The sequence below is a fragment of the Pseudomonas sp. p50(2008) genome (genome assembly GCF_015351605.1).
GTDB lineage: Bacteria > Pseudomonadota > Gammaproteobacteria > Pseudomonadales > Pseudomonadaceae > Aquipseudomonas.
In genome coordinates this window covers 124,412-147,088 of the sequence record NZ_JACMYF010000004.1, presented here as the reverse complement: position 1 = coordinate 147,088, position 22,677 = coordinate 124,412, and the positions used below count along the sequence as shown (strand labels likewise).

Here is a 22,677-nt window from a genome sequence, read left to right as displayed (position 1 = left end):
ATGTCTTCAACCACTAAAAAAACCATTGATCTCAAAAGAAGCCTGGTTGACGCGATTCTTGCCGGCCTTGTAGCCCTGATTGTGTTCGGTCCGATTGTCGGCGTGGTCCTCGACGGCTACGGCTTCAACCTGCAACCGACGCGCGTGGCGTGGATTGTCGCGATCGTCATGGCCGGCCGATTTGCCCTTAGCCTGTTCCTGCAAACCCCCAAGGGCCTGAGAATCCTCGAAGGCTTTGAAAGCACCGGCTCCGGGGTTCATGTATTGCCGCCTGATTACAAATCACGGCTGCGCTGGATCATCCCGCTGATGATCGTCATTGCCGTGGTTTTCCCGTTCTTCTCCAACTCCTACCTGCTCGGGGTGGTCATCCTCGGGCTGATCTACGTCTTGCTCGGCCTTGGCCTTAACATCGTGGTAGGCCTGGCGGGCCTGCTCGACCTGGGTTACGTGGCGTTCTACGCCATCGGTGCTTACGGGCTGGCGCTGGGTTATCAATACCTTGGGCTCGGCTTCTGGACGGTGCTGCCACTGGCGGCGATCACGGCGGGGCTGGCGGGTTGCATTCTCGGCTTCCCGGTCTTGCGATTGCACGGTGACTACCTGGCGATCGTGACCCTGGGCTTCGGCGAAATCATCCGTTTGGTCCTCAATAACTGGCTCTCGCTGACCGGCGGCCCGAACGGCATGCCCGCACCGCTGCCAACGTTCTTCGGCCTTGAGTTCGGCAAACGGGCGAAGGATGGCGGTGTTCCGTTTCATGAGTTTTTCGGCATCGCCTACAACCCGGACGTGAAGTACTACTTCATCTACGCGGTGTTGTTCCTGGTGGTACTGGCCGTGCTGTACATCAAGCATCGTCTGGTCAAGATGCCGGTCGGTCGCGCCTGGGAAGCCCTGCGGGAAGATGAAATCGCCTGCCGTTCCATGGGCCTGAACCACGTATTGGTCAAGCTCTCCGCGTTCACCATCGGTGCATCGACTGCGGGCCTGGCCGGGGTGTTCTTCGCCACGTACCAAGGTTTCGTTAACCCGACCTCCTTTACCTTCTTCGAGTCGGCCTTGATCCTCGCCATCGTGGTGCTGGGCGGCATGGGCTCGACCATCGGTGTGGTGATCGCTGCATTCGTGCTCACCGTGGCACCAGAGCTTCTGCGCGGGTTTGCCGAGTATCGCGTGCTGCTGTTCGGCGTGTTGATGGTGTTGATGATGATCTGGCGACCGCGCGGCCTGATAAGGATCAGCCGTACCGGTGTGACCCCGCGTAAAGGAGTAGCGCCATGAGCGAAGTCGTACTCTCGGTCGAGAAGCTGATGATGCACTTCGGCGGCATCAAGGCGTTGAGTGATGTGAGCCTGAAGGTTCATCGCAATTCGATCTTCGCCCTGATCGGTCCCAATGGCGCGGGCAAGACCACGGTGTTCAACTGCCTGACCGGCTTCTACAAGGCCTCGGGTGGCAAGATCGAACTCAGCGTGCGTGGCGAGCGAACCAACGTCATCCAGCTGCTGGGCGAATCGTTCAAGGCGACCGATTTCGTCTCGCCGAAATCTTTCCTCAGTCGGCTGTACTACAAGATGTTCGGCGGCACTCACCTGGTGAACCGCGCGGGTCTGGCACGGACTTTCCAGAACATTCGGCTGTTCAAGGAAATGTCGGTACTGGAAAACCTGCTGGTAGCCCAGCACATGTGGGTCAATCGAAACATGCTGGCCGGCATCCTCAACACCAAGGGCTATCGCAAGGCCGAGAGCGATGCGTTGGACCATGCGTTCTACTGGCTGGAAGTCGTCGACCTGGTGGACTGCGCCAACCGTTTGGCCGGCGAACTGTCCTACGGTCAGCAACGTCGTCTGGAGATCGCCCGGGCCATGTGTACCCGGCCGCAGATCATCTGCCTCGACGAACCGGCCGCTGGCCTTAACCCTCAGGAAACCGAAGCGCTGAGCGCGATGATCCGTCTGCTGCGTGACGAGCATGATCTGACCGTGGTGCTGATCGAACACGACATGGGCATGGTAATGAGCATTTCCGACCACATCGTGGTGCTGGACCACGGCATCGTGATCGCCGAGGGCGGGCCTGATGCCATTCGTAACGATCCAAAAGTGATTGCGGCCTACCTGGGCGCTGATGAAGAGGAAGTGGTGCTATGAGCCAACCCATCCTCGAACTCAAGGAACTGGATGTGTTTTACGGGCCGATCCAGGCCCTGAAGAAAGTTTCGCTGCACATCAATGAAGGTGAAACCGTGAGCCTGATCGGCTCCAACGGTGCGGGCAAGTCGACGCTGTTGATGTCGATCTTCGGTCAGCCGCGCGCAGCGGATGGCCAGATCATTTATCAGGGCGTCGATATCACCCACAAGTCATCCCATTACATCGCCTCCAACGGCATCGCTCAGTCGCCGGAAGGACGGCGTGTCTTCCCTGACATGACGGTCGAGGAAAACCTGTTGATGGGCACCATCCCAATCGGTGACAAGTACGCCACCGAGGACATGCAACGCATGTTCGAGCTGTTTCCACGGCTCAAGGAACGGCGCACCCAGCGGGCGATGACCATGTCGGGTGGTGAACAGCAGATGCTGGCCATCGCTCGTGCACTGATGAGCCGGCCGAAGTTGCTGCTGCTCGATGAGCCAAGCCTGGGATTGGCGCCGATCGTGGTGAAGCAGATCTTCTCGACACTGCGGGAACTGGCGAGTACCGGCATGACCATCTTCCTGGTCGAGCAGAACGCCAACCACGCCCTCAAGTTATCGGACCGCGCGTATGTCATGGTCAACGGCGAGATTCGCCTCACAGGTACCGGCAAGGAGTTGCTGGTGAACGAGGAGGTGCGTAACGCCTATCTTGGCGGGCACTAAGTCCTGCTGAGGCAAAAGCAGCCCCGACGCGCAATCGCCGGGGCTTTTTTACATCCCCAATTCGCCACAACCCCTGAGGGAGCGAGCCTGCTCGCGATTGGGGGGTGACGTTCATCATTGATGCCGACGGTCCCACCCCGATAGCGAGGCAGGCTCACTCTCACAAGGTATCTCTGTGTGCTTTCGGGAAATTGTGGAAAACAATATTCACAAGCTCTCAAACCGCGACATAAAGCCGCTGCAAATAGTTGTTTTATCAACGTTTTGACTTGTCCCCGTTTACTGTGGAGCTGGCTGTGAATAACGTGGGTGTAGCTGCCTGAGAGCCTTTGAATACGTGGCTTGTAGAGATGTGGTTATTTATTGATCAGCGGTTTTTGCCCGACCGGCGAGTGCCTTTGTCAACCTTTTTATTGGCATCGTTTGCGGGTTGAAAATGCACCCGCGAGCCTGTGGATAAGTCTGTGACTAAACTCTGGAAAGAGTCGGCTGAAGGCCGTAGTTGCTGGCTTGGCGCCATCGTCGGTTTGAACGTTCAATCATGCAAAATGCCCTGGGCTACACAGCGAGCGCTTCAGGGTCAAGGGAAAAACTTTTAAATCTGCCCGCAAAGCCTTATACACAGCGGCTTCCAGCTTTTTGACTTGCCCCCGGAAACTGTGGACCGGCCTGTGGATAACATGCGCGTACTTAGCTGCAAGCCACGGCTGATATAGTGTGTAGCTGCCTGGTTGATTTTTGTACAAAGATGCAGTCCCTGTAGCAGCTGGCGAAGCCTGCGTTCGGCTGCGAAGCAGTCGTAAAGCCTGAATTCGCGATGTGCCTGAATGACCTTGGTGCCTGATTTCACGACTGCTTCGCAGTCGAACGCAGCCTTCGGCAGCTGCTACAGGGGGCGTTATTGAGTCCAACATGCGGGGCTCTGGTTGCTCGTAACAGCCTGGCCGGGCATGCTTCCCGCTGATTATCTATTCCAATGGCTGTTCACCAGTCGAAGCAAGGAGAACACGATGTCCAACACCCTGTTTATTACCGGTGCAACCTCCGGTTTTGGCGAAGCCTGTGCCCGCCGTTTTGCTGAGGCTGGCTGGAAGCTGGTGCTGACAGGTCGTCGTGAAGAGCGCCTTAATGCCCTGTGCGCCGAGTTGTCGAAACAGACTGAGGTTCTTGGCCTGGTGCTCGATGTGCGTGATCGCAAAGCCATGGAGGAGGCGATTGGCAACCTGCCGCCGTCCTTCGCCAAATTGCGCGGCCTGATCAACAACGCCGGTCTGGCCCTGGGCGTTGATCCTGCACCCAAATGCGATCTCGACGATTGGGACACCATGGTCGACACCAACGTCAAAGGCCTGATGTACAGCACCCGTCTGCTGTTGCCACGCCTGATCGCTCACGGTCGTGGTGCCAGCATCGTCAACGTCGGCTCCGTCGCCGGTAGTTATCCGTATCCGGGCAGTCACGTGTATGGCGCGACGAAAGCGTTCGTCAAACAGTTCTCCCTGAGCCTGCGCTGCGACCTGCAAGGCACCGGCGTGCGTGTCAGCAACATCGAACCGGGCATGTGCGAAAGCGAGTTTTCGCTGGTGCGCTTCGCCGGTGACCAGGAGCGGTACAACGCGACCTATGCCGGCGTCGATCCGATCCAGCCGCACGACATTGCCGAGACTATTTTCTGGGTGCTCAACGCGCCAGCGCACATCAATATCAACAGCCTGGAACTGATGCCGGTGAGCCAGACCTGGGCCGGCTTTGCCATTGATCGTAATGGTGGCAAGGCGTAATTGATGACGAGGGAGCCTGCTCCCTCGCCACAAGGCCGGCCGACACCTGACATAAGCTAAACTCCTCGCCCAACACCCCGCCGCAGCCTGCGGCGTCAAGGTGCAAGAGGAGGCTACGTGAGTAACAAAGGTGAGCAGTCACTGCTCAAGCAATCGACCATTCTCATGTTGGCCGTGGCGATCGCCGGGATCGTGACCGGTTTTGTTTCGGGTGCCCAATCCATCCTGTTCGATGGTTTTTTCTCGTTGATCGCGACCTTCATCAAGGTCTTGATGCTCATCACCGCCAAACTGATCGCCAAGGAAAGTAACGACCGCTTTCAGTTCGGCTTCTGGCACCTGGAACCCATGGTGTTGTTAATCGAGGGCAGCTTTCTGTTCTTGATTGCCATCTACGCCTTTCTCAATGGTGTGTTCGGCATCATCAATGGTGGCCGAGAGATCGAGCTCGGGTTGGTGATCATCTACGCAGCGGTATTCACCGTCGTCGAGTTTGCGTATTTCTTTTACGTCCGGCATCGCAATCGAAAACTGCGGTCAACGCTCATCCAGTTCGACAACATCAGTTGGCTGGTGGACGCGATGCTCTCGGTAGGCCTGCTGGTCAGTTTCCTGATTGCGCTGCTGCTCAAGACCCAGGGGTATGACGAGTGGGCGATGTACGTCGACCCGTTGATCCTGATCGTCCTGGCGTTGAGCATGCTCCCTCCGGCCTTCAAGATCCTCGCCCCAGCGCTGCGTGATGTGCTGGGGATTGCGCCGGATCAACTGGATGACAAGGTGCGTCAGGTCATGGAAGCGGCCAAGGACGAGCACGGTTTCGACGACTACATTTCCTACGTGCAGAAGCACGGGCGGGCGTGTTTTATCGAGATTCATGTGGTGTTGCCGGCGGACTATCCGTTGCAGAACGTAGGGCAACTGGATGCGCTGCGGGAGGAGATTTCCGCGAAGCTCGGTAAGGCGGATGCGGCGCGATGGCTGACGATCAGCTTTACCGGGGACAAAAAATGGATCGCGTGATTCGCTGATGAACCCTTCGCCGGCAAGGCACGCTCCCACAGGTTGATGCGTACCTTGCCCGCGAAGGCTTTCGATCGCTCAGCGCAGATAGTCAACCAACCCGCGATAACAGGTCGCCAAGTGATAAGGCGTGGTCGAAGGCATGTCCTTGCGGCTCACTTCACCCTGCTCATCCCGACACTCATACCAGCCGCCCGCGTGCAGGAAGTGCTGCTGCAATGCCAGGAGTTGGCGCTGCACGGCGGCTTCTGCATCCGGGCGCAAGGTCAGCGCCCGCAGATACTCAGCCTGGGCCCAGATTCGTTGGGTGGCATCCTTGATGTGGCCATCCAGATCAAGCATCGCTTGAACAGCCGCCGACTGTTGATGCACACCCCATTGCTCGGTCAGCGAAAACGCCCGGTCGAGCGATGTGTGCAACGCAGAGCCCCGTAGCAGGGCTGATGATTCGAGCAGGAAATACCACTCGAACTGATGTCCCGGTTCAAACCAGTTATCCACAGCGCCCAGCGGCTTCTCCATCAACACACCATGTTGCGGGTCGATGAAGCGTTGTTGCATGGCTGTGCATAACTCAACCAGTGCCTCTTTCACGACGGCGTCTTCGCGCGCCGAAAGCGTCGCGAGAAAGGCTTCTGCCAAATGCATCAGGGGATTTTGCAGGGGGCCGCTGTTCAGCGATGACCAGTCACGCTCGAGGCTGGCTTCGTACAGGCCGTCGCCTGTGGCGAAACGTTGCGTGATCACGTCCAGGGCGCGGTTGAGTACGGACTCCGCCGAAGGGTCGCGAACCTTGTCCCAATAATGAGCGCAGGCAAACAGGATGAAGGCATGGGTGTAGAGGTCTTTGCGTTGATCCAGTGGCGCGCCTTGCGGATCGATGCTGTAGAACCAGCCGCCGTGTTCGGCGTCGTGGAAGTGCTGCTGCAAGGAACGGAACAGCGCCTCGGCTCGCTCTTCAGCAGCCGGTACCTGGCCGATCAGGCTGGAGAACAAGTACAGCTGCCGTGCGCACGCCATCGCCCGGTAGCGCTGCGGCGGCAGCGGTTGATGGTCTGCGTCCAGTGCCTCATAGGGCAGCGCCAGCTCGGCATTCCAGCCGGGGCCTTGCCACAGGGGCACGATCACATCCTGGAAATGCTGTTGCACCGAGTTGAACAGAGCGGTCAATTCAGGCTGGGAGGCGGAGCGGGGAACATGAGGCATTGGCTGGCGTCGTCACGGCAGGGGCGAATGCGCAACATGGTAGCAGGCCTTGGAGATGCGGTGTCTGTCAGGCCCTCATCGCGAGCAAGCTCGGCTCCCACAGGATTTGTGGAGTTGCTGCTGGCAAGTTCAACCACCACAGGATTTGTGGTGTTGCTGCTGGCAAGTTCAAGCACCACAGGATTTGTGGAGTTGCTGCTGGCAAGTTCAACCACCACAGGATTTGTGGTGTTGCTGCTGGCATGTTCAACCACCACAGATCCGCTGAAGCCGAACTTGCCAACAATGCCACCACAAAACCTGTGGGAGCCGAGCTTGCTCGCGATGAGGCCAGTCAAGACACTCGAGAACTCAGCCCGCGAGCAACCACACGCCAGTCGCCGCCGAAGCCGCACCCGCGACCCGAACCAACGGCGCTGCCGCTTGTGGCAACACCCGCACGACCGCGTAGCCTGCGGCATGCAACGCCGCCGTCGCCGCGACGAATCCTGCGGCATACGCCCAAGGGTTCGACATGTCCGGCAATTCCAGACCGTGCGCCACCCCATGGAACAGCGCAAACAATGCCGTCGCCGCCACTGCCAGGCTCAGCGGTGGACGCACCGCCAGCGCTACGGCCAGGCCCAGCGCCAGCACTGACGCAGCGATTCCGCCTTCCAGAACGGGCAAGTTCAAGCCTTCAAACCCCAACATACCGCCCACCAGCAGGGTGCCGACGAACGTGCAGGGCAGTAGCCAGCGAGCCGCACCATTCTGCTGCGCTGCCCACAATCCGACCGCAACCATTGCCAGCAAGTGATCGAGGCCACCGATCGGGTGGCTGATACCGGCCATCAATCCATTGTCGCCATGGCCCGGGTGAGCAAAGGCGAGCGCCGGAGTCAGCAACAGGGCCATGGCGCCCAGCATGCGTTTAAGTGTCATGGATAAGCTTCCTTGTTGAAAAAAGGGTGTGATCAGGCTGCAGTCAGCAAACCCTGGCGTTCGATGAAGGCAATGATTTCTTCCAGGCCCTGGCCGGTTTTCTGATTGCTGAACACGAACGGCTTGCCGTTGCGCATGCGGGTCGTGTCGCTGTCCATCAGGGTCAGGGACGCGCCCACCAGCGGTGCAAGGTCGATCTTGTTGATCACCAGCAAGTCGGACTTGCAGATGCCCGGTCCGCCCTTGCGCGGCAGCTTGTCGCCGGCCGAGACATCGATCACGTAGATGGTCAGGTCGGACAGTTCCGGGCTGAACGTCGCCGACAGGTTGTCGCCACCGGACTCCACGAGAATCAGGTCCAGCCCCGGAAAGCGCCGGTTCAATTGATCCACCGCTTCAAGATTGATCGAGGCGTCTTCGCGGATGGCGGTGTGTGGGCAGCCGCCGGTTTCCACGCCAATAATGCGCTCAGGTGCGAGGGCTTCGTTGCGCACCAGGAAGTCAGCGTCTTCTCGGGTGTAGATATCGTTGGTCACGACGGCCAGGTTGTAGCGATCGCGCAGGGCCAGGCACAGGGCCAGCGTCAGGGCGGTTTTGCCCGAACCAACCGGGCCGCCGATGCCGACGCGCAGGGGTTGTGTGTTCATGTGATTCTCCAAGTGAAAAGGCCCTAGGAACGGAACAGTCGGCTGTACTGGCGCTCATGGGCCATGCCCGCCAGGGACAGGCCGAAAGCGGCGCTGCCATAGTGTTCGGGGTTTATTTGAGTGGCGTTCTGCTGGGCTTCCTGCAACAGCGGCAGCAGCTGGCTGGTCAGGCGCTGCGCCGCTTGCTGGCCGAGGGGCAGGGTTTTCATCAGCACCGCTAATTGATTCTCCAGCCAGCTCCAGAGCCAGGCCGCCAACGCGTCTTGCGCACTGATGTGCCAGGCGCGTGCGGCCAGCGCCCAACAGAGAGCCAAATGCGGTTCTGGACGCTGTTCAAGAAAGGCGCGCGCGGCGGCATCCAGTTCCGGCAAACCATTGAGCAATTGCTGGAGGGAATAACCCATCTGCCGACTTTCCTGATACAGCTCGCGCGTCTCGCGGCTGGCGCGGTGTTCTTCGCAGTGCTGTAACAAGCGGGCCCAGTTTTCTTGCGCGGCCGCCTCGCAGTGAGCCAGCAACAGAGGCGCTTCGAAGCGTGCAAGGTTGAGCATTAATTGGTCGCTGATCCAGCGTCGCGCACTGTCCGGATCATTGACCCGGCCGTTATCCACCGCCATTTCCAGGCCTTGGGAATAGCTGTAGCCGCCAATTGGCAGCTGCGGACTGGCCAGACGCAGCAGCGCCCAGGCCGGGTTCATAAGCGAACGCCGAACTGGTGCAATTTCGGGGGGTAATTGAAATCTTCGTCGCCATGGCGCGAGTGATGATGGCCGCCGCCGTAAGCGCCGTGTTCGGGCTGGAACGGTGCCTCAATGGAGTCGACTTGGGCATCAAGCTGTTCGAGCATGGCCTTGAGTACGTAATCGTCCAGCAGGCGCAACCAGCCGTTGCCGACTTGCAGGGCAACGTGGCGATTGCCCAGGTGGTAGGCGGCCCGCGTCAGTTCGAATGCGTTGGCGCACGTGACATGCAGCAGTTGTTCAGGGCGGGCGCAGACGCGAACGGTGCGACCATCTTCTGCTTGCAGGCATTCACCGTCATACAGTGGCGGCTGACCGCGCTCCAAAAACAATCCGACGTCTTCGCCATCGGCACTGAAACAGCGCAAACGGCTCTTGCTACGAGCGTCGAAGGTCAGGTGCAACTCGGCGGCCCAAACGGGTTGAGGGTCGATTCTGCGATGAATCACCAGCATCGGAAGACTTCCAGCAATGAGCGATAGTCAGGCTAGAGCAAGGGGCTTGCCAATCGGACGATGTGTAGGAAATGCCTGACGGATCATGGCTGGTGAGTCATTTCGTTGCGCAAATATGGCTGAAATTGGTGCAGGGAAAAAGCGCGCGCACCAATTTGCGACGCTCAAAAATAGATCACTCGGTGCTGCCGAGTCCTTGCCAATGCTTGAGCCCGATAAAAATGAAGCGCAGCTGCTGGGTGATTTTCGCCTGCGGGGTGAGGTGATCGGGCAGCGCCTCGGCGGGAGGATCGATGATGTCCGGCAAGGTTGCAAAAACACTTTTTACGATCAGATCCGCCACGACGCTCAGTCCGGCAATGTCCAGGTGTTGCAGTTTGGGCATTAAAGACAGATCGGACGCCAGGTCGGAGCTGATGTCTTCGCGCAAACGACCGATGGCCTGGCGCACTTGCAGCGAGCCACCGTACTGCTCGCGGGCGAGGAAAAGAAATTGCGATCGATTGGCCGCGACGACATCGAGAAAGATCCGCACGGAGGCGTCAATGATCCCCCCCATGACGAACTCGTTGTGTCGCACCAGGCGAATGGTTTCGCGGAAGGTCTGGCCGACTTCACTCACCAGCACCAGGCCGAGCTCATCCATATCAGCGAAATGCCGGTAGAAACCGGTGGGGACGATCCCGGCGGTTTTCGTCACTTCGCGCAGGCTCAGGCTGCCGAATCCTCGGCCGCTTTCCATCAAATGGCGGGCAGCGTCCATCAAGGCGTTGCGGGTCTGTTGTTTCTGTTCGGCGCGGGGCAGCATCGCAAGGAGATTTCTGGATAAGGGCAGCGACGCACTCTAGCAAATAGGCTTTGCCGGCGTCGAACGACTATCGGGGATTATGCGCGCAGGGGTAACGTCCATAAGGTCAAAGGCTGAAAAGTCAAAAGCCCAATCCGGGGATTGGGCTTTTTTTCAAGGCCGCCATGGGCTTAGCTCAAGGCACTGTTGCGTTCGATTACACGGTCACCACCACCTTCAGCCAGGGTTTGGCCTTGTGGGGTGCGATCGGAACCGTCAGCGGCAAGGGTCTGACCTTGTGGAGTGCGATCGGAACCGTCAGCAGCCAGGGTCTGGCCTTGTGGGGTGCGGTCGGAACCGTCAGCCGCCAGAGTCTGGCCTTGTGGGGTGCGATCGGAACCGTCAGCCGCCAGGGTCTGGCCTTGTGGGGTGCGATCGGAACCGTCAGCCGCCAGGGTCTGGCCTTGTGGGGTGCGGTCGGAACCGTCAGCAGCCAAAGTCTGGCCTTGTGGAGTGCGGTCCGAACCATCCTGGGTGATCAAGCCTTTTTCTTTCAGGCGATCGTTACCGCCTTCGGCGAGTGTCTGGCCCTGTGGAGTGCGGTCGGAACCATCTGCAGCGACGGTTTGACTGAACACCGAGCGGCTGTCTTTGACTTGCGGAGTGGCCTGGTCAGCAGCTGGCAGAGCGAAAGCGGTGCTGGCCAGCATGGAAAGGGTAAGGCTAAGCAGTAATTGGCGTTTCATGATGGGTTGCTCCTTGGGAGGGCGATAAAGTGGGTACGAGGTCAATGCTACTCTCGATAAGTCGATATAAAAGTTCATAAACGCAATGGTAATAATCAACGGAATTGATTGTTCCTTGCGATGGCTCTAAACCGGGCGTTTCCGGCGGACGTTTTTGCACTGCTGTGGGTATTTTCGACTCACCCGTGCCACGCAAAAGTGCGGGGGCGGTAACGTCTATCGAGGGGGGCAGTATGTGGAGGGACGATTATTTAAGGATTAATCGGCATTTCGGTTAAACCTGAGCGCTGTTTCCCAGTCCTAGATGTCATGGTCGGCCCGTTCTGGCCTACCGTTTCCATACGTGCGTCGCAGTCAGGGCGCTCAGTCGTATAAAGGAGCCCTGTGCAATGACGCGCACTCGTAAAGTAATGGCCTGGACCTTCGCCAGCCTCGTTCTTCTGCTGGCAGTGCTGGTGTTGATCATCGTGTTCTTCGATTGGAACCGGATCAAACCGCCCCTCAATGCCAAAGTCTCCGAAGAGCTGCACCGTCCCTTTGCCATCAACGGCAACCTGGCCGTGGTCTGGCAACGCGAACCCGAGGAGGGAGGATGGCGTGCCTGGGTACCTTGGCCGCACGTGGTTGCGGAAGATCTGAGCCTGGGTAACCCCGAGTGGTCGAAGAAGCCACAAATGGTCACCTTGAAACGGGTCGAGCTGCGCATCTCGCCGTTGGCCCTGCTGGCGCAGCGTGTGGTGATCCCGCGCATTGACCTCACCGAGCCGAATGCCGACCTGCAACGCCTGGCCGATGGTCGCGCCAACTGGACGTTCAAGTTCGACCCGAAGGATCCAGACGCTGAGCCGTCGAGCTGGGTGGTGGATATTGGCGCGATTGGTTTTGATAAAGGCCACGTGACCCTCGACGACCAAACCCTGAAAACGCAGCTTGATGTGTTGATTGATCCCCTGGGCAAGCCGATTCCGTTCAGCGATATTGTCGGCGACAAAGCCGCGAAAAGCGCGCAGGAGAAGGGCGCCGCGCCACAGGATTACGCTTTCGCGATCAAGACCAAAGGCCAATACCACGGTCAGAAGCTCACCGGCGACGGCAAGATCGGCGGCTTGCTGGCGTTGCAGGACGCGAATCGACCTTTCCCGCTGCAGGCCCAAGTGCAGATTGCCGACACCCGTATTGAGTTGGCCGGCACCCTGACCGATCCGCTGAACCTCGGTGCGCTGGACCTGCGTCTGAAACTGGCTGGTGCCAGCCTGGGCAACCTGTATCCGCTGACAGGCGTGACCCTCCCGGACACCCCGCCCTATGCCACCGACGGTCATTTGATCGCCAAGCTGCATGAGCCAGGTGGCGCAGTATTCCGCTATGAAGCATTCAACGGCAAGATCGGCGAAAGCGACATTCATGGGAGCCTGGCCTACGTTGCCAGCCAGCCGCGGCCAAAACTCAGCGGTGCTCTGGTGTCGAACCAGTTGCTGTTTGCCGACCTGGCGCCTCTGATTGGCGCCGACTCCAATACAAAGCAAAAGGCCCGGGGTGGCGAAAGCAAGCAGCCGACGGACAAGGTGCTGCCGGTCGAGGAGTTCAAGACCGAGCGCTGGCGCGACATGGACGCCGATGTTGAATTCACCGGCAAGCGCATCGTCCACAGTGAGAAGCTGCCGTTCAATGACCTTTATACCCACCTCGTGCTGACCGATGGGGTCCTGAGCCTCGAGCCCCTGCGTTTCGGCGTGGCAGGCGGCAAGCTCGACGCACAGATCCGTTTGAACGGTCACACCGAACCCCTGGAAGGCCAGGCCAAATTGACCGCGCGTGGCTTCAAGCTCAAGCAGCTGTTCCCGACCTTCGAACCGATGAAAACCAGCTTCGGTGAGCTCAACGGCGACGCCGACATCACCGGGCGTGGCAACTCGGTGGCGAAGTTGCTGGCCACCTCCAATGGCAATCTGAAGATGCTGATCAATGACGGTGCCATCAGCCGCGAGTTGATGGAGCTGGCCGGGCTTAACGTGGGCAACTATGTGGTCGGCAAGATCTTTGGCGACAAGGAAGTGAAGATTAATTGCGCGGCCGCCGATTTCGATATCAAGACCGGTCTGGCAACCACTCGCTTGTTCGTTTTCGATACCGAGAACGCGATTATCTACATCGATGGAACGGCAAACATGGCAACCGAGCAACTGGACCTGACCATCACGCCGGAATCAAAAGGCTGGCGCCTGATCTCGTTGCGCTCGCCGCTGTATGTGCGGGGCAAGTTCATCAAGCCGGATGCGGGGGTGAAAGCTGTACCGTTGCTGTTGCGTGGGGCGGGGATGGTTGCGTTGGGTGTGATTGCTGCGCCGGCGGCCGGGTTGCTCGCGTTGGTGGCGCCTAGTGGGGGCGAGCCGAATCAGTGCGCGCCATTGCTGGAACAGATGAAGGCGGGCAAGGCACCCAAGACCGTAAAGAACTGACAGCTGAAACGTTCTCGACATAAAAAATCAAGAACGTTTTATTAGCTGTTTGCACGGATTTTTCAGTCTGGAAGCAGCTGCGAAATATGCACCAAGTCAGTATCAAGTTTGTTCTGGACTTTTCCAGTGATGGCTTGTCTGAACGTGCGGTAGTTAGTTTCATCCAGGAAACTTGAAGACACCATGATGTTGTTTTTACTGTCCAGTGTTGGCTTGACTGGCGCACCGTTTAAAATTTCAAGCTCATCCATAGCTGTTGCTTGGAATGCGACAAGTGTTGTGATGATCGTTCCGTTTTCACGAATAATCGTCACGGTCATCGAAGAGTTCCATGGGTTTTTTTTAACGGAAGTTGGTCGGGTGTCAGCGTCCTGTTTATTAGTAGAATTGGCTTGCAGTCGCTTTAAGTAAAGCTGTATGGCTGAGGAGTCTCGAGGGAGATTGGCCAGTTGTGAAAAGCTGCAGGCGAGCGATTGTCGCTCAGTGTCGGATATTAAATGCTGCGTAGTGCCTTTAATGATGTTGAGCAGGCTGCTTACGGGTTGCTCAACACGCTTGTAGGTATTGCTATTCTGCGACCAGCCTATTTTTGCGAGCGTGTTGTTATAGGTGGACCAGAGGAGCTCACGATTGCTTGCGGATTTTGCAGCCAACATATGGCTGTACAAACTCGAGTGCAAGAGGTCTGTTTTGAAAGCATCACTGTGTTTTCCGCAAAATAACGTGATGTTGCCAGTGACGAGATACAGGTCGAAGGGTTGGTTCATTGTATAAACACTCTGCGATAGAAACGGAAAGTGAGAGAGATCGTACACCTAAGTACGATCTCTCTCTCGCTGAAGGAAGTAGACTAAATATTAATCGAGGTCTGGAAGGTCGATAATAAATTTTTCTGCGCTTGCTAAATATTTAGCGCGGAGCGAACTACGCAGGGCTCCAAAGATGGAGTTGTCCAGGTAAAGGTGTGAACTGGCCGATTTTATGACGGTGGTTTGGCGAGTTGTTTTCCAAAACAGGATGTTTTTGGTCCTTTCGCTTGCGTCCAGCGACGCAAAGCTCATGATCATGTGCGGCTGCCCTGCATTGTCTACCCAGACCGGTGCGAAGTCGTAGTTTCCTTGTCGTCCGAGTACCTTGACATTGTTCAAAAGAGTGGTGGCCTCGGTGCTGCCTTTAACAGCTTCAACTGATTTGCTACCTACGCTCCTGAGCGCATTTGCAGCAGAGCCTCCGATAAGCCCCATCGCCAAGTCCAGCGCAATCTGGTCCAGGGTGATACCGATTTTATTGACAGTAATGTTCTTGTAGATTCCGCCGTCGTTGGCCCAGCCTATGTTGCTCAGCCCTTTGAGATAAAACTGATACCATTCGGCCAGTTGATTCTGGTTGGGAAACTTCTTGGTGGCGGCGTTGTGCATCACTAACTTGCAAAGATTGACGTCGGAAATGATCTCTTCCGATACGCCGGGAAGAAAAGTGTTAACTGTTTCTGGCAGGACGCTGGCGGTGGGGCTGTTGATGTTGTGCGCAGGGCGAGCATTAGCACTCGAGAAAGAGCGTATGGGGGTGACTGGCAATGCCGCAAGTTCGTCGATAAATTCAAATCGTTGTTCTAATAGCATAAAATTATTCCTTCTTAATTAAATTTGAACAGCCGGAGTGGACTGTGGATTCAAGGTTAAATTAGTAGGGGAATAAGTCTATGCGGGGTATGTTGCCGGAGGTGTATATGTTCATTTGCAAATAAAGCCTTGTCGCACCGTTGGTGCGACAAGGTAATGTGTTGCTATTAAAGATCTTTCAGTATGTCCGCCATATCATCTGCGTGCTCTTCTTCCTGAGCCAATATGTCTTCGAAGATTCGCCGTGTAGTCGGGTCTTTTTCACCGATGTATTGAATGATTTCGCGATAACTGTCGATGGCAATGCGCTCAGCAACCAGGTCTTCGTAAACCATTTCCTTGAGCGAATTACCTGCGACGTATTGTGCGTGGGAGTTTTTCGACAGGGTGTCAGGGTTGAACTCCGGCTCTCCTCCCAACTGCACGATGCGCTCGGCCAGCCTGTCGGCGTGTTGGCCTTCCTGCTTCGCGTGTTCGAGGAACTCTTCAGCAGCCACATGGGCTTTGAGGCCGTTGGCCATGAAGTAGTGGCGCTTGTAGCGCAACACGCAAACCAGTTCGGTGGCTAGGGATTCGTTGAGCAGGCGCAGCACTTCGTCAAGGTCGGCGCTATAGCTTTCGGTCACTGCGCCGTTTTCGACGTTTTGACGGGCCCGTGCTCGAAGGGTGGTTACATCGGACAAATGCATGTCACTCATCTCGTTCTCCTGGAGGCTAATCCGGTTTGCGTCACGCCTCTGAGGACGCGATCGCTACTTAAGGTGTGAGTGATCGGGCCCGCGAAAAGTTTTATGTAATTTGCCGTTGTTCGTCGCGAGCTGACGAAGCCTGCGATCTTGGTACCAGACCGGACAGGCGTGCCTCCTCCTGCAGCCATGCAAAAAACGCCCGAACCGGGGGGTGACGCTCGCGACCCGGTACGCACAGGGCGCTATATCCCGCGCCCTCGACCTGAATGTCGCTCCGATACCCCTCCAGTAATCCGCTGGCCACGCTTTGCGACACAAGGATGTTGCTTGCCAGCACCAGACCTTGTCCGGCAATGGCAGCTTGCAAGGCGTAATGTTCCTCATCGTACTCGCGCACCGCGGGTTGCCCTTGCAACCAGGACTCCCCGGACTGCGCACACCAGGCTTCCCAGCCGTGGGCATACAGTTTTGAGTTGTGCCATCGCACGCTGATCAGCGTTGGCACTCGACCGCGGGCTAACGCGACTTGCTCGGGCGAGCCATAAACGCCGAAGGCCTCATCAAAAAGGCACAAGCCAAACAGATTGGGATAGTCATCGAGGCTATAGCGCAACACCAGATCGACGCTCGCGTCCTGATGCAAGTCGATCACCTCACAATGGGTATCGAGTCGCACGCTGATGTCGGGATGGCGCGCATAGAAACGGCCCAGACGCGGCACCAGCCACAAGGCGGCGAAGGCTGCAGTGGTGGAAATCGTCAGGCTCGCGCCGCTGCGTTGCGGGCGCAATGTGTCAACGCTTTGCGCCACGTCCAGAAACGCGCCGTGCAGGGTGCGGAACAATCGTTCACCGCCCTCGGTCAGTCGAACCTGTCGCGGCAACCGCTCGAACAACGACAGGCCAAGCCAGCTTTCAAGGGTGCGGATCTGGTGGGAAATGGCCGTTGGTGTGACGGCCAGTTCTTCGGCCGCTGCCTTGAAACTCAGCAGGCGGGAAGCCGATTCAAAGGCGCGCAGGGCGGTGAGTGGCAGTGAGGCAAACATTCAATACTCCATGGATGAAATGAATTCATCCAGAGTGACTTTTACTCATTTGATGAGGATGGCCCAGCGCTACACGCTATGAACCACAGACGATTTGAGTTTAGTCATAAAGGAGATTCAGATGAGTGAAATTCTTGTGGTGCATGCGAGTCCACGTGGCGAGCGATCCCATTCCCGGCGCTTGGCCGAGGTGTTCATTGAGGCCTGGCGAGCAGCCAATCCTGAGGCGCGTCTGACCCGACGCGAAGTCGGTCGGGCACTTATCCCGCCGGTTAACGAGGCGTTCGTGGCTGCCGCGTTTTACCCCGAACCGAATGCTCGACCATTAGCGATGCAAGCTGACCTCGCGTTCAGTGATGAACTGGTTCGCGAATTGCTCGGCCATGACGTGCTGCTGATTTCCACGCCCATGCATAACTTCAGCGTGCCGAGTGGGCTCAAGGCCTGGATAGACCAGATTGTCAGGCTCGGGCTGACGTTCAATCACACCCTTGATAATGGCGTGGCGCAATACGAACCGCTGGTGCGGGGCAAAAAAGCGCTGATCGTGACCACGCGCGGTGGTTTTGGATTCGGGCCGGGGGGCGAACTGGAAGCCATGAATCATGCCGATACTTTGCTACGCACGGCACTGGGCTTTATCGGCATCACTGATGTCACCGTGGTCGATGCCGAGGGAGAGGAGTCTGCCGAACGCACCTTCCAGATCTCCGCCGCCGAGGCCGAACAGCGTTTGCTGGCGCTGGTCAGGGAGTTCTAGATGGCCTGGCTGTATTTGCTGATCGCTGCCGGGTTCGAAGTCACCTTCGCCATGGGCATGAAGTACGCTGAAGGCTTCACCCGGCTGTGGCCTTCGCTCATCACCGTGATCGCCGCAGTGGCCGGGATTTACTTCCTGACGTTGGCCATGCGTGAGCTGCCAGTGAGCATCGCCTATCCGATCTGGACAGCCATCGGTTCACTGGGCACGGTGTTTCTTGGGTTTGCGCTGCTCGGCGAGAGTCTGACGGCCCTTAAACTGGTTTCGGTCGGGCTGATCGTCGCGGGCGTGGTGGGGTTGAAGTAGGCGGATGTCATAGACTTGTCGTCGAGTTGTCATGTTGCATGGCAATGCTTGGCTGATGTCTTGCATCCCGCCTGGCAACTCCCCACCACCCACAAGGATGTCCGCCCATGTCGCAAGGTTCCGCCACGCGCTACCCGCTGGTGCTGGTCCCGGGAATGCTCGGCTTTGTCCGTTTGCTGCTCTATCCCTACTGGTACGGGATCATTTCGGCGTTGCGCCGGGGTGGTGCAACGGTGTTCGCGGTGCAGGTGTCGCCGCTTAATTCCAGCGAAGTGCGCGGTGAGCAGCTGCTCGCGCGGATCGAGGAAATTCTGCGCGAAACCGGGGCCGAGAAAGTCAATCTGATTGGTCACAGTCAAGGTTCACTAACGGCCCGCTATGCCGCCGCCGTGCGCCCGGATCGTGTGGCTTCGGTGACCTCTGTGGCCGGGCCGAATCATGGTTCGGAACTGGCGGATTACCTGGAAAAACACTACCCGGCGGACAGCGCCAAGGGACGTCTTCTCAGTGTCCTGCTGCGCTTGATCGGCGCGTTGATGAGCTTGCTGGAAACCGGTTATCGCGGGCCCAGGTTGCCCGTGGATATCCCGGCCTCGCACCAATCCCTCACCACGCAAGGGGTGGCGTTGTTCAATCAACGTTACCCACAGGGATTGCCGCAAACCTGGGGCGGACAGGGGCCGGAAGAAGTGAATGGGGTGCGCTATTACTCGTGGTCCGGGACCTTGCAGCCGGGCAAGACTGATCGTGGACGAAACCTGTTCGACGGGACAAATCGCAGCTGCCGATTGTTTGCCAGGACCTTTGTCCGGGAAGTCGGGCATTGCGACGGGATGGTCGGACGCTACAGTTCGCACCTGGGGACGGTGATCGGCGATGAGTATCCGCTGGATCACTTCGACATCGTCAATCAGTCGTTGGGACTGGTGGGAAAGGGGGCTGAGCCGATTCGTTTGTTCATGGAACATGCGGCGCGGTTGAAAGCGGCCGGCGTATAACAGGCAGATCGAGTCATCGTTCATCGCGAGCAGGCTCACTCCTACAGGTGTTCACCCATTTAATGCCAGGCAAAATCCATTGTGGGAGTGAGCCTGGTCTGTGCGGCATTCCGACGATGGCGTCAGATCAGGCAATGCTTTGTTTACGGCCCAAAACAGTGGTCCAGCGCTCCGAAAGAATCACCCCACCCAGCGTCAGCACGCCCCCCACCAGGTGATACATCGCCAGCTGTTCATGCAACACCACCGCCGCAATCAGCGCAGTGATCAACGGCAGCAGATTGAAAAACAGCGTGGTCCGGCTCGGGCCGAGACGCACAATCGCCTGCATCCACGCCAGTGGCGCCACCATCGACGCGAGCAGGCAGGCGTACAGCACCAGCGGGATGTTCTGCAGGGTCGGGCCGACCTTCGGCGAGGCGATGAACAACGGAAACAACACAATCACCGCCACCAGTACCTGCAAGTACAGCAACACCAGTGGCGGCAGGCGCAGCTGCCATTTTTTCAGCAACGTGCTGTAGATCGCATAGGCCAGGGTGGCGATCAACATCATCGCGTCGCCCAGGTTCACGCCGTGTTCCAGCAATGCCGCCAGGCTACCGGACGACACCACCACCAGCACGCCGGCAAATGACAGTACCGCGCCGGTCAATGCGCCTGCGGTCAGGCGCTGGCCGAGGCTGGCAATCGCCATGGCGAGGGACATCAAGGGCATCAGCGACAAAATGATGCCCATGTTGGTGGCCGAGGTCAGGGTCGCGGCGAAGTAGGCCAGACTTTGATAAACCGCCATGCCGAGCACGCCAAGGATAAAAATCTTGCCCAGATTGGGACGGATCAACGACCAATGGGCGATCACCGGTTTGAGCATGAACGGCGTGAAAAGCAAGCCCGCCAGCAGCCAGCGATAGAAACCGATCTCGGCAGGAAAGATCGCGCCAACGGCGAGCTTGTTGATCACGGTGTTGCCGGCCCAGATAAAAATGGCGAGCAGGGGATAAGCGTATTGCATCAGGAACAACCAGAACGTTAATGAGGGACAATTATCGTCTGTCTGGATGAAAGCTTATACTTCGATCCAGACAACGTGCCCTTGATGACGGACAGCATGACCAGTAAACACATCGACTTGCTGGATTTCAGCGAATTGCCGTCTCCGGTCTACTTCCGGTATGCCGACTTCGACACGCACGAATATGCCGCGCCCCATCGTCATCCGTGGGGCACGCTCGAGTATTCGGCCAATGGCGTGCTGCACATGGAAATCGGCAGTAGCCGGTTCATGTCACCCCCGCAGTATGCGGTGTGGGTGCCGCCGCACATCGAACACAGCTTCTACAGCAATCAACCGGTCAACTACCGTGCAGTCTGCCTTGCGCCTTCGTTGTGCCTCGACCTGCCCACGCAGGCTTGCACGCTGGCGATCAGTGAAATACTCAAGGCGATCCTCAAGGATTTCGCCGCGAGGGACGTGAAGATTCCCGAAAACGCGGCGGACCAGCGCCTGGCCCAGGTGCTGGTCGATCAGCTGCAACAAGCGCCTGTCCATGAGTGCTATTTACCCTACGCCAGCAGTGCCGGGCTGCTCGCGATTCTTGAAGCGTTGCAGGCCGAGCCTGGGGATAACCGCCCGCTGTCAGCCTGGGCTGCGCAAATCCATGTCAGCGAGCGCACGTTGGCGCGGCAGTTCGTGCGTGAGTTGGGCATGAGTTTCGGGGAGTGGCGGCAGCGCTTGCGCTTCCTCTCAGCGATCGAAGCACTGGACAGCCATCGCAGCATCCAGGACGTCGCATTCGACATGGGTTACAGCACTGGTTCTGCTTTTATCGCGATGTTTCAACGGCAGGCGGGGTGCACGCCGGAGCAGTATCGGCGTAGCCATCTTGAAAGCAGGAAGGCGTAACAGGCGTTGTCTACACTCCTGAACAAGGCCGCGTCCCTCGGTGCGGCGACCAGGAGAAAACTCCATGAAGATGTTGCGTGTCCCTTTGCTGATGATCGGTTTGCTGCTCTGCTCTCAAGGCTTCGCGGCCACGGCCCAACAGAACAAGATGACCACCTGTAACGCCGACGCGACGGCTAAAAGCCTCAAGGGCGATGAGCGCAAGATGTTCATGAGCACCTGTCTGAAGGCGGCGCCGGCGGCAAACGATGACGCTAAAGCATTGACCCCGCAGCAAGAGAAAATGAAAACCTGCAACGCCGACGCCGCGACTAAAGCGTTGAAGGGCGACGAGCGCAAAGCGTTCATGAGTGATTGCCTGAAGAAATAAAGATAGGGCATGAAGATGTGGGGGCATTGAGGGCCTCATCGCGGGCAAGCCCGCTCCCACATTTGTCAGGTGTGCACATAACCACTGTGGGAGCGGGCTTGCCCGCGATGAGGCCCGCAAGCACCCTGAAAATCTTTCGAGTCTCCGACCAAGGTCGCCCTACACATTCCCTAGTGCTGCCCTCGGAACGCTGGCAGACTGCCCATCCTTTTACGCCGTTCGTTTTGAGGCTGTATGCCAACGTTTTCTCAACGCCATGTCTTGCTGCTTATCAGTTGGGTCATCATTTTTGGTGGTTTGCTGTTGGTGATTCCTCTGCGGTTGCTGCCGAGCCTGCTGGCCGGATTGCTGGTGTTCGAACTGGTCAACATGCTCACCCCGCAGCTGCAACGTCTGATCGAAGGCCGGCGAGCGCGCTGGCTGGCGGTGGCCTTGCTGGGCACCTTGGTGGTGAGCGCGCTGGCGCTGATTTTTGCCGGGGCGATCAGTTTTCTGTTGCACGAAGCGGAAAACCCCGGCGCCTCCCTCGACAAATTCATGCACGTGGTCGACCGGGCGCGTGGGCAATTACCGCCATTCATCGACGCCTACCTGCCGGCCAGTGCCGCAGAGTTTCGGGTGGCCATTGGCGAGTGGATGAGCAAGCACCTCAGCGACCTTCAGCTCGTCGGCAAAGACGCGGCGCACATGTTCGTGACGTTGCTGATCGGCATGGTGCTGGGCGCGATCATCGCGTTGCAGCGTGTGCCGGACGTGACCAAGCGCAAACCACTGGCCGCTGCACTGTTTGATCGTCTGCATCTGCTGGTCCAGGCCTTTCGCAACATCGTGTTTGCCCAGATCAAGATTTCCCTGCTCAACACGTTCTTTACCGGGATTTTCCTGGCGGTGATCTTGCCGATGTTCGGGATCAAGTTACCGCTGACCAAAACCCTGATCGTGCTGACCTTCCTGCTTGGTTTGTTGCCGGTGATCGGTAACCTGATGTCGAACACGCTGATCACCATCGTCGGCTTGTCGCTGTCGATCTGGGTCGCCGTGGCGGCGCTGGGTTATCTGATCTTTATCCACAAGCTTGAGTACTTTCTCAACGCGCGCATCGTCGGCGGGCAGATCAGTGCGAAGTCGTGGGAGTTGCTGTTGGCAATGCTGGTGTTCGAGGCCGCGTTCGGCCTGCCGGGGGTGGTGGCGGGGCCGATTTATTACGCGTATCTGAAGAGCGAGTTGAAGCAGGTGGGGATGGTTTGACGCGCTGTTGATCTATTGTGGTGAGGGGATTTATCCCCGTTGGGCTGTGAAACAGCCCCTCCGGTGAATGCAGTGTGCCTGAAGTACTGTGATGAG

The 22,677-nt window shown here is 57.9% G+C and carries 25 protein-coding genes; 12 read left to right on the top strand and 13 right to left on the bottom strand.

All coding sequences use genetic code 11. The annotated features are described in order from the left end of the window. The 5 genes from livM to H7698_RS12460 all read left to right on the top strand — a co-directional run bounded on the left by livM (position 1) and on the right by H7698_RS12460 (position 5,673). Complete coding sequence (gene livM, locus H7698_RS12480) at positions 1-1,284, top strand: high-affinity branched-chain amino acid ABC transporter permease LivM (protein WP_162437086.1); 1,284 nt, start codon at positions 1-3, stop codon at positions 1,282-1,284. Continuing rightward, positions 1,281-2,156: an ABC transporter ATP-binding protein gene (locus H7698_RS12475; RefSeq protein WP_162437085.1), complete on the top strand. Its 876-nt coding sequence runs from the start codon at positions 1,281-1,283 to the stop codon at positions 2,154-2,156. The genes livM and H7698_RS12475 overlap by 4 nt, the downstream gene beginning before the upstream one ends. Next, positions 2,153-2,869 carry an ABC transporter ATP-binding protein gene (locus H7698_RS12470; RefSeq protein ID WP_162437084.1) on the top strand — a complete coding sequence of 239 codons (717 nt, stop codon included), beginning with the start codon at positions 2,153-2,155 and terminating at the stop codon, positions 2,867-2,869. Before H7698_RS12475 ends, H7698_RS12470 begins: the two co-directional genes overlap by 4 nt. A 1,010-nt stretch (positions 2,870-3,879) precedes the next feature. Beyond that, positions 3,880-4,650, top strand: coding sequence for an SDR family oxidoreductase (locus tag H7698_RS12465; protein ID WP_194691570.1), 771 nt, complete (start codon positions 3,880-3,882; stop codon positions 4,648-4,650). Positions 4,651-4,767: 117 nt separating this feature from the next. Beyond that, positions 4,768-5,673 carry a cation diffusion facilitator family transporter gene (locus tag H7698_RS12460; RefSeq protein WP_194691569.1) on the top strand — a complete coding sequence of 302 codons (906 nt, stop codon included), beginning with the start codon at positions 4,768-4,770 and terminating at the stop codon, positions 5,671-5,673. 78 nt (positions 5,674-5,751) lie between these two features. Here H7698_RS12460 and H7698_RS12455 read toward each other — a convergent pair whose 3' ends face one another. The 8 genes from H7698_RS12455 to H7698_RS12420 form a co-directional block, all read right to left on the bottom strand. Continuing rightward, entirely contained in the window at positions 5,752-6,879 is a 1,128-nt protein-coding gene (locus H7698_RS12455; RefSeq protein WP_194691568.1) for an AGE family epimerase/isomerase, read from the bottom strand. Further along, positions 6,840-7,217, bottom strand: a complete 378-nt coding sequence (locus H7698_RS12450; protein WP_194691567.1) for a hypothetical protein — start codon at positions 7,215-7,217, stop codon at positions 6,840-6,842. Before H7698_RS12450 ends, H7698_RS12455 begins: the two co-directional genes overlap by 40 nt. 13 nt (positions 7,218-7,230) lie before the next feature. Continuing rightward, positions 7,231-7,803 carry a HupE/UreJ family protein gene (locus tag H7698_RS12445; RefSeq protein WP_194691566.1) on the bottom strand — a complete coding sequence of 191 codons (573 nt, stop codon included), beginning with the start codon at positions 7,801-7,803 and terminating at the stop codon, positions 7,231-7,233. Positions 7,804-7,835: 32 nt separating this feature from the next. After that, positions 7,836-8,450 (bottom strand): urease accessory protein UreG, encoded by a 615-nt coding sequence (gene ureG, locus H7698_RS12440; RefSeq protein ID WP_047536839.1) that lies wholly within the window; start codon positions 8,448-8,450, stop codon positions 7,836-7,838. A gap of 23 nt (positions 8,451-8,473) precedes the next feature. Then, complete coding sequence (locus tag H7698_RS12435) at positions 8,474-9,148, bottom strand: urease accessory protein UreF (protein ID WP_194691565.1); 675 nt, start codon at positions 9,146-9,148, stop codon at positions 8,474-8,476. After that, on the bottom strand, positions 9,145-9,645 hold the full coding sequence (ureE, locus tag H7698_RS12430; RefSeq protein WP_194691564.1) for an urease accessory protein UreE: 501 nt from the start codon (positions 9,643-9,645) through the stop codon (positions 9,145-9,147). The genes H7698_RS12435 and ureE overlap by 4 nt, the downstream gene beginning before the upstream one ends. A gap of 175 nt (positions 9,646-9,820) precedes the next feature. After that, positions 9,821-10,453, bottom strand: a complete 633-nt coding sequence (locus H7698_RS12425; RefSeq protein ID WP_162437076.1) for a TetR family transcriptional regulator — start codon at positions 10,451-10,453, stop codon at positions 9,821-9,823. 170 nt (positions 10,454-10,623) lie between these two features. Next, positions 10,624-11,178, bottom strand: coding sequence for a hypothetical protein (locus tag H7698_RS12420; RefSeq protein WP_150714580.1), 555 nt, complete (start codon positions 11,176-11,178; stop codon positions 10,624-10,626). A 389-nt stretch (positions 11,179-11,567) separates the two neighbouring features. On the opposite strand from H7698_RS12420, the gene H7698_RS12415 reads away from it, so the two are divergent. Further along, entirely contained in the window at positions 11,568-13,637 is a 2,070-nt protein-coding gene (locus tag H7698_RS12415; RefSeq protein ID WP_194691563.1) for an AsmA family protein, read from the top strand. 62 nt (positions 13,638-13,699) lie between these two features. Here H7698_RS12415 and H7698_RS12410 read toward each other — a convergent pair whose 3' ends face one another. The 4 genes from H7698_RS12410 to H7698_RS12395 all read right to left on the bottom strand — a co-directional run bounded on the left by H7698_RS12410 (position 13,700) and on the right by H7698_RS12395 (position 16,993). Beyond that, complete coding sequence (locus H7698_RS12410; protein ID WP_194691562.1) at positions 13,700-14,404, bottom strand: hypothetical protein; 705 nt, start codon at positions 14,402-14,404, stop codon at positions 13,700-13,702. 90 nt (positions 14,405-14,494) lie between these two features. Beyond that, complete coding sequence (locus H7698_RS12405; protein WP_194691561.1) at positions 14,495-15,259, bottom strand: hypothetical protein; 765 nt, start codon at positions 15,257-15,259, stop codon at positions 14,495-14,497. Positions 15,260-15,426: 167 nt separating this feature from the next. Next, positions 15,427-15,957: a ferritin-like domain-containing protein gene (locus H7698_RS12400; protein ID WP_162437071.1), complete on the bottom strand. Its 531-nt coding sequence runs from the start codon at positions 15,955-15,957 to the stop codon at positions 15,427-15,429. Between the two features lie 91 nt (positions 15,958-16,048). After that, positions 16,049-16,993, bottom strand: coding sequence for a LysR substrate-binding domain-containing protein (locus H7698_RS12395; RefSeq protein ID WP_194691560.1), 945 nt, complete (start codon positions 16,991-16,993; stop codon positions 16,049-16,051). A gap of 121 nt (positions 16,994-17,114) precedes the next feature. Between H7698_RS12395 and H7698_RS12390 the strand changes: the two genes are divergently transcribed. The 3 genes from H7698_RS12390 (at position 17,115) to H7698_RS12380 (ending at position 19,057) form a co-directional block, all read left to right on the top strand. Beyond that, positions 17,115-17,753, top strand: a complete 639-nt coding sequence (locus H7698_RS12390) for an FMN-dependent NADH-azoreductase (RefSeq protein ID WP_194691559.1) — start codon at positions 17,115-17,117, stop codon at positions 17,751-17,753. Next, the gene (locus tag H7698_RS12385; RefSeq protein ID WP_194691558.1) at positions 17,754-18,059 is read left to right on the top strand and encodes a DMT family transporter; all 306 of its coding nucleotides are present in this window, start codon (positions 17,754-17,756) and stop codon (positions 18,057-18,059) included. It abuts the gene before it with no gap. Between the two features lie 107 nt (positions 18,060-18,166). Continuing rightward, positions 18,167-19,057, top strand: a complete 891-nt coding sequence (locus H7698_RS12380; RefSeq protein WP_194691557.1) for an esterase/lipase family protein — start codon at positions 18,167-18,169, stop codon at positions 19,055-19,057. A 127-nt stretch (positions 19,058-19,184) separates the two neighbouring features. Here H7698_RS12380 and H7698_RS12375 read toward each other — a convergent pair whose 3' ends face one another. Next, positions 19,185-20,072, bottom strand: a complete 888-nt coding sequence (locus H7698_RS12375; RefSeq protein WP_194691556.1) for a DMT family transporter — start codon at positions 20,070-20,072, stop codon at positions 19,185-19,187. A 96-nt stretch (positions 20,073-20,168) separates the two neighbouring features. Here H7698_RS12375 and H7698_RS12370 point away from each other — a divergent pair, with 96 nt between their 5' ends. The 3 genes from H7698_RS12370 to H7698_RS12360 all read left to right on the top strand — a co-directional run bounded on the left by H7698_RS12370 (position 20,169) and on the right by H7698_RS12360 (position 22,581). Beyond that, the gene (locus H7698_RS12370; RefSeq protein WP_178114318.1) at positions 20,169-20,963 is read left to right on the top strand and encodes an AraC family transcriptional regulator; all 795 of its coding nucleotides are present in this window, start codon (positions 20,169-20,171) and stop codon (positions 20,961-20,963) included. Positions 20,964-21,027: 64 nt separating this feature from the next. Further along, positions 21,028-21,333 (top strand): PsiF family protein, encoded by a 306-nt coding sequence (locus tag H7698_RS12365; protein ID WP_162439166.1) that lies wholly within the window; start codon positions 21,028-21,030, stop codon positions 21,331-21,333. Positions 21,334-21,567: 234 nt separating this feature from the next. After that, positions 21,568-22,581, top strand: a complete 1,014-nt coding sequence (locus H7698_RS12360; RefSeq protein ID WP_162439165.1) for an AI-2E family transporter — start codon at positions 21,568-21,570, stop codon at positions 22,579-22,581. Positions 22,582-22,677: the final 96 nt, after the last annotated feature.